Source organism: Halanaerobium sp. (genome assembly GCF_003070835.1).
The window spans coordinates 1-5,165 of sequence record NZ_QBLR01000250.1; the positions used below are offsets into that span (position 1 = coordinate 1).

Annotated in this window: 5 protein-coding genes and 1 pseudogene; all 6 read right to left on the reverse strand. The window is 34.1% G+C overall.

Annotated features, from left to right (window positions below):
* Positions 1-287, reverse strand: a pseudogene (locus CI949_RS16575) (YggS family pyridoxal phosphate enzyme); the annotation flags it as partial.
* A gap of 4 nt (positions 288-291) precedes the next feature.
* Positions 292-1,194, reverse strand: coding sequence for an HlyD family efflux transporter periplasmic adaptor subunit (locus CI949_RS16580; protein WP_290768366.1), 903 nt, complete (start codon positions 1,192-1,194; stop codon positions 292-294).
* A gap of 66 nt (positions 1,195-1,260) precedes the next feature.
* A complete protein-coding gene (gene ftsZ, locus CI949_RS16585) occupies positions 1,261-2,346 on the reverse strand; it encodes a cell division protein FtsZ (RefSeq protein ID WP_133530252.1) in 1,086 nt (361 codons plus the stop codon).
* A gap of 59 nt (positions 2,347-2,405) precedes the next feature.
* Entirely contained in the window at positions 2,406-3,692 is a 1,287-nt protein-coding gene (ftsA, locus tag CI949_RS16590; protein WP_133530253.1) for a cell division protein FtsA, read from the reverse strand.
* 114 nt (positions 3,693-3,806) lie between these two features.
* Positions 3,807-4,502: a cell division protein FtsQ/DivIB gene (locus CI949_RS16595; protein ID WP_290768369.1), complete on the reverse strand. Its 696-nt coding sequence runs from the start codon at positions 4,500-4,502 to the stop codon at positions 3,807-3,809.
* 33 nt (positions 4,503-4,535) lie between these two features.
* A partial coding sequence (locus CI949_RS16600; RefSeq protein ID WP_290768371.1) for a glutamate ligase domain-containing protein occupies positions 4,536-5,165 on the reverse strand: 630 nt, incomplete at its 5' end.

Here is a 5,165-nt window from a genome sequence, read left to right on the forward strand (position 1 = left end):
CTCATTAGATATTTTACTTTATTTCTCTGTAAATGTCCAATAAAATGCCAGTCAAGATCAATATTTTCTGCTAATAACTTTTCATTTTTTTCTTCAAGCTCCTGCACTCTATTCTCACCAAAAATTTTTACACCGGCTTCAGCTAAAATTTTAATAGCTTTAATATCCTGATTTTTACTTACAGCAAGCAGCTTTATTTCTCTAAAATCTCTCCCAGCTTTAGCTGCTGCTTTTTTTATATTTTTTTTGACCTGGTTTAAATTATTAGTTAATTTTTCTTTCTGCATTAATCTAAGCCTCCCTGCCGTAATCGAAGTCTTCAGGATTTGTAATAACTTCTTCTCCAATTTCTAAACCGCTGACAATCACATATTCGTCATTTCCATTAATAATTACTACTTCCTGAAACTCATATTTATTATAGCCGCTCACTTTGAGTACACCTCTTCCAGAAGGTTGATTAAAAACAGCCCTGCGGGGTATCTTTATTCCACGATAAATATTTTTTATAATATTTAAATCAATTCTTCTCCTATTTATCCAGCGGGGAATAAATTGCTTCACTTCTATAAAAAAGAAGGTGCGGTCAAGATTTTGACGAATATCAATTATTTCAGCTTCAATAAGTTTATCCGAATTTTTCTGCTTTAAAAAAATTAATTCATTAATCCTAAATCTATCAGTCTGCGATTCTGGGATTTCTACTACTAGATAAAGTTTAAAATTATTAATAATTCTATATAAATTTTCACCTTTTTTTATCCGGTCTCCTGATAAAAGATGTTTATAATTTCCATTTAAATCCTCAAAATTTGACAGGTCAATTTGATTCAAGTTATCAATATTCACTTCATTTTCCAGTCCATCAACAGCAAAACTAACCAGACCTGCTTTTTTATTAAATATCTTCTGCTGCTGATTAGAAGCTTTGATTTCTGCCAGTTTTATTCCTGAAGCAAGTCGGTCACCCTCTCCAGCCAGCAGTTCAACTCTGCCTGATATAGGTGCTTTAACAACATCTTCATCTCTTACAATTAACACATTTGACCAGAAACCATCAATAACCTCTCCCTGTGCAGCAAGCATTGTTTCAAACCGGGCTGCACCAAAGAGTTGGACCCCAATAATTAAAGCGATTATTAAAATAAATAGTATTACAAAGGGTTTAAAATTAGTAGAATTGTTTTTTTTCATCAGCATCACCTTAAAAGAAAAAGATAATTTAAATCCTGATGTTTTAACATCAGGATTTAATTATTATTATCCTTTTTTATTTCTTAAAAAAGCCGGTATATCAAGATCATCGCCAGAAAAACTCTCCATCTCAAATTCCTCTTCCGGCATTTCTTCTCCAGTAGAACTGGAACTATTCTCAATTCGTTTTTTAGGAGAACCGGAATCAAAACCAGTTGCTATTACTGTAACTTTGACTTCACTATCTAATTCTTCGTCAATTACAGCTCCCAGAATAATATTTGCATCTGGATCTGCAACTTCCTGAATTACTCTGGCTGCTTCATTAGCTTCATGAATACCTAAATCCATTCCACCGGTAATATTCAGTAATACACCACGAGCTCCATCAATAGAAGCCTCCAGTAATGGAGAAGCAATGGCAAGTTTTGCAGCTTCAGTTGCTCGGTTTTCTCCATCAGCCTTACCAATTCCCATTAAAGCAGACCCTGCATCAGTCATTATAGTTTTTACATCTGCAAAGTCAAGATTAATAATACCTGTAATAGTAATTAAGTCAGAAATACCCTGCACACCCTGTCTTAAGACATTGTCAGCAATTTTAAAGGCATCCATTAAACTTGTCTGCTTTTCAGCAACTTCCAGCAGACGATCATTTGGAATTACAATTAAGGTATCAACCTTATTTTTCAATTCTTCAATACCTGAAATAGCATTGTTCATTCTTTTTTTACCTTCAACAGTCAGCGGCTTAGTTACAACTCCAACTGTAAGGGCTCCCTGTTTTTTGGCAGCTTCTGCAACAACAGGAGCGGCTCCAGTACCGGTTCCACCGCCCATACCAGCAGTTATAAATACCATATCAGCACCATCAATAGCCTGAGCAATTTCTTCCACATTTTCTTCTGCAGCTTCAAACCCTATCTGAGGATCAGAACCTGCTCCCAGACCTCTGGTTATTTTTTCGCCAATTCTAATTGTGACCCCAGCATTAGAAGCCATCAAAGCTTGAGCATCAGTATTGACTGCTATAAACTCGACACCATCTAATCCCTCTTCAATCATTCTATTAACAGCGTTATTGCCGCCACCACCTACACCAACTACTTTTATATTTGCAAACTGTTCAATTTCTGTTCCAATATCAAACACTAATTTTCCCTCCCCGTTAAGGATAATATGTAAGCTTTAATTTTTTTGCTGACCTGCTTTTAGAAAAATTCACTAAACCAGCTCTTTAGTTTACTGAAAAATCCACTTACAATTTCTTTACTATTATTACTACTATTACTTCTAAGGTTATTATTCTTTGCATCACCATTTTCTAGAGCAAATTCTATCAAACCAACAGCTGTAGAGAATATTGCTCGTGGTATGGTATCACCCTTTTTTATATATACGGGATTATCAATAACATTTGAAAGTCCACTAACATAATCTGGTTCTCCAATCCTTACCGGTAGTTCAGTAATATCAGAGGCCAATTTTTCAGAACCCTCCAATAGTGATGCTCCACCAGTTAGAATCATTCCTGCTGGCGTAAGATCAGCAGAACCTGCACTATTCAATTCTTTTTTGATCATTGAAAAGACTTCGGTCATCCTTGGCTCAATCACCTGGCATAACATTTTGCGTGATAATTTCTTTCTTTCTTTACCACTGGCCGCCAGAACTTCAATTTTCTCCTGGTCATCAATTTCTCCTGGTAAGACTGAACCGTGCATTATCTTAATTTTTTCAGCTTCAGAAACAGGGGTCCTTAAACCTACAGCAATATCATTACTTACATGATTACCACCAACAGGTAAAACTGAAGTATGTGCTATACTGCCTTCATGAAAGACTATAACATCAGTTGTTCCACCGCCAATATCAACTAAAACTGCTCCAAGGTCTTTTTCATCATCAGATAATACTGCCTGACTTGAAGCTAGAGGTTCTAAAACCACCTCATCTACACTTAATCCTGCTCTTAAAACACTTTTAACCAGATTTTGAATTGAAGTGGAAGCACCTTTAATAATATGAGTTTCCACTTCCAGACGCACCCCAGACATACCAAGGGGATCCTGAATACCTGGACTTCCATCCACTATAAATTCTCTGGGAAGAACATGTAAAATATCTTCCTCAGCTGATACAGGAACTATCCTGGCTGCATCAATAACTCTTTTTATATCACTTTCTTTTATTTCTTTTTCATCTCCAGTTACTGCAACTACTCCATGACTGTTGATAGACTTGATATGTGAACCAGCAATACCAACATAAGCGGAATCAACCTTCTGACCGGCCATTCTTTCAGCTTTCTGAACAGCACTTTTTATTGCATGGCTGGTTTTATCTATATCAACTACAATTCCCTTGCGGAGGCCGTTAGATGGAGCTAAACCAATCCCGACAATCTCTATATTATTTTCTCCACTTACTTCTGCTATTAGTGCACAAATCTTGGTAGTACCGATATCAAGTCCGGTAACTATTTTTCTTCTCTTCACAACAGTCTACCTCCTTTCTTGTCCAAACATATATTATAGTTATTTATTAATTAGGCTCAATTTAAATAATTCAATATAAATTATATTATTCCTTTATTCTAAGCAAAATAATCTTTATTTTAATTTAATAACCGGGTGTTTAGTAACCTGTAAATTAATATAATCAATTTCATTGTCCTGATTATTCTTCAAAATCGAATTTAAAATAGCAAACTTTTCTTCCAGTTCATTATTACTACCCAGATTAACTCCCCCACCCTGCTTCAGATAAAGTTTATAGATATCATCTTGATAATTAACTTTTTTTATCTTTGCTAAAAAGTTAAAATCCAGGTTATTTAAAACCTTAATTATGTCATCCGTAAAATGAGGTAACTCCAATTTGTTATTGTTGAAATAATAAGGAAAATTTTCAAATTGAGGCACAGCAAGTTCTTCATTTAAATCTACTTCTCCTAAAATAATCCCATCAGCGGAAAAGATTAATTTCTGGTCATTATTTTTTAGCCAGGCTACAGCCTTTCTTTCCTCTATTACAACATGGATGGTTGATGGAAATGATTTTTCTACCTGAACTGAAGAAATCAAATCATGTTTTAATAAGCTGTTTTTTAATTCATCTTTATTTAAAAACAATAAATTCTTACCATAAAATTTATTGATACTGCTTCTTAGTTCACTCCTATTAAACTCAGTTCTTGAGTGAAAAATAAAATCCCTGACATCAAAAAAAGGAGAAAAAAGAAAGGAAATAAAAGTTAAAAGTATAAAAAACAGAATTAATAAAACTACCTGATATTTTTTCTCCATTAATATCCCTCACCTAATTAAAATCAAATTAAACTAATCTTTTTTTAAAATCAGATCTGAAAGCTCAGTAATATCTCCTGCTCCAACACAAAGAATAATATCTCCTGCTTCAGATTCAGCTAATAATTTATCTGCTATTTCATCAAAATCAGCAAGGTGCTGACATTCAACATTAGAGTTTTCAGTAATAGAGGCTGCAAAGTCAGTTAGAGATATTTGATGATTATTTTTTTCAGATGCAGAAAAAATGTCTGTTAAATATACCTGGTCAGCATCACTAAAAGAAGCAGAAAATTCATCCATGAATTTCCAGGTTCTGCTGTACCTGTGAGGCTGAAAAACCACTCTAATTTTTTTATAATCCATATTTTTTACTGTTTTTAAAAGTTCTTTAATTTCAGTAGGATGATGAGCATAATCATCTACCAGATCAACCTGAGAATTCTTAATTCTTCCCTTTAATTCAAATCTGCGGCCTACACCACTAAAATCTTTTAGAGCGGATTTGATTGCTTCAATTTCTATATTCAAGCTGTAGGCAGCTGCAGCTGCTCCAAGTGCATTATAGAGATTATATTCGCCCGGAACTGAAAGTTCCATTTGAGCCAGTAAATTATTTTGATGATAAAAAGCAAAACTACTTTTAAATTTATCATACTCAAT

Bases quoted from the DNA above. Each gene is read 5' to 3' on its own strand.
- CI949_RS16580 (WP_290768366.1), bottom strand. From the start codon at position 1,194: ATGAAAAAAAACAATTCTACTAATTTTAAACCCTTTGTAATACTATTT.
- CI949_RS16595 (WP_290768369.1), bottom strand. From the start codon at position 4,502: ATGGAGAAAAAATATCAGGTAGTTTTATTAATTCTGTTTTTTATACTT.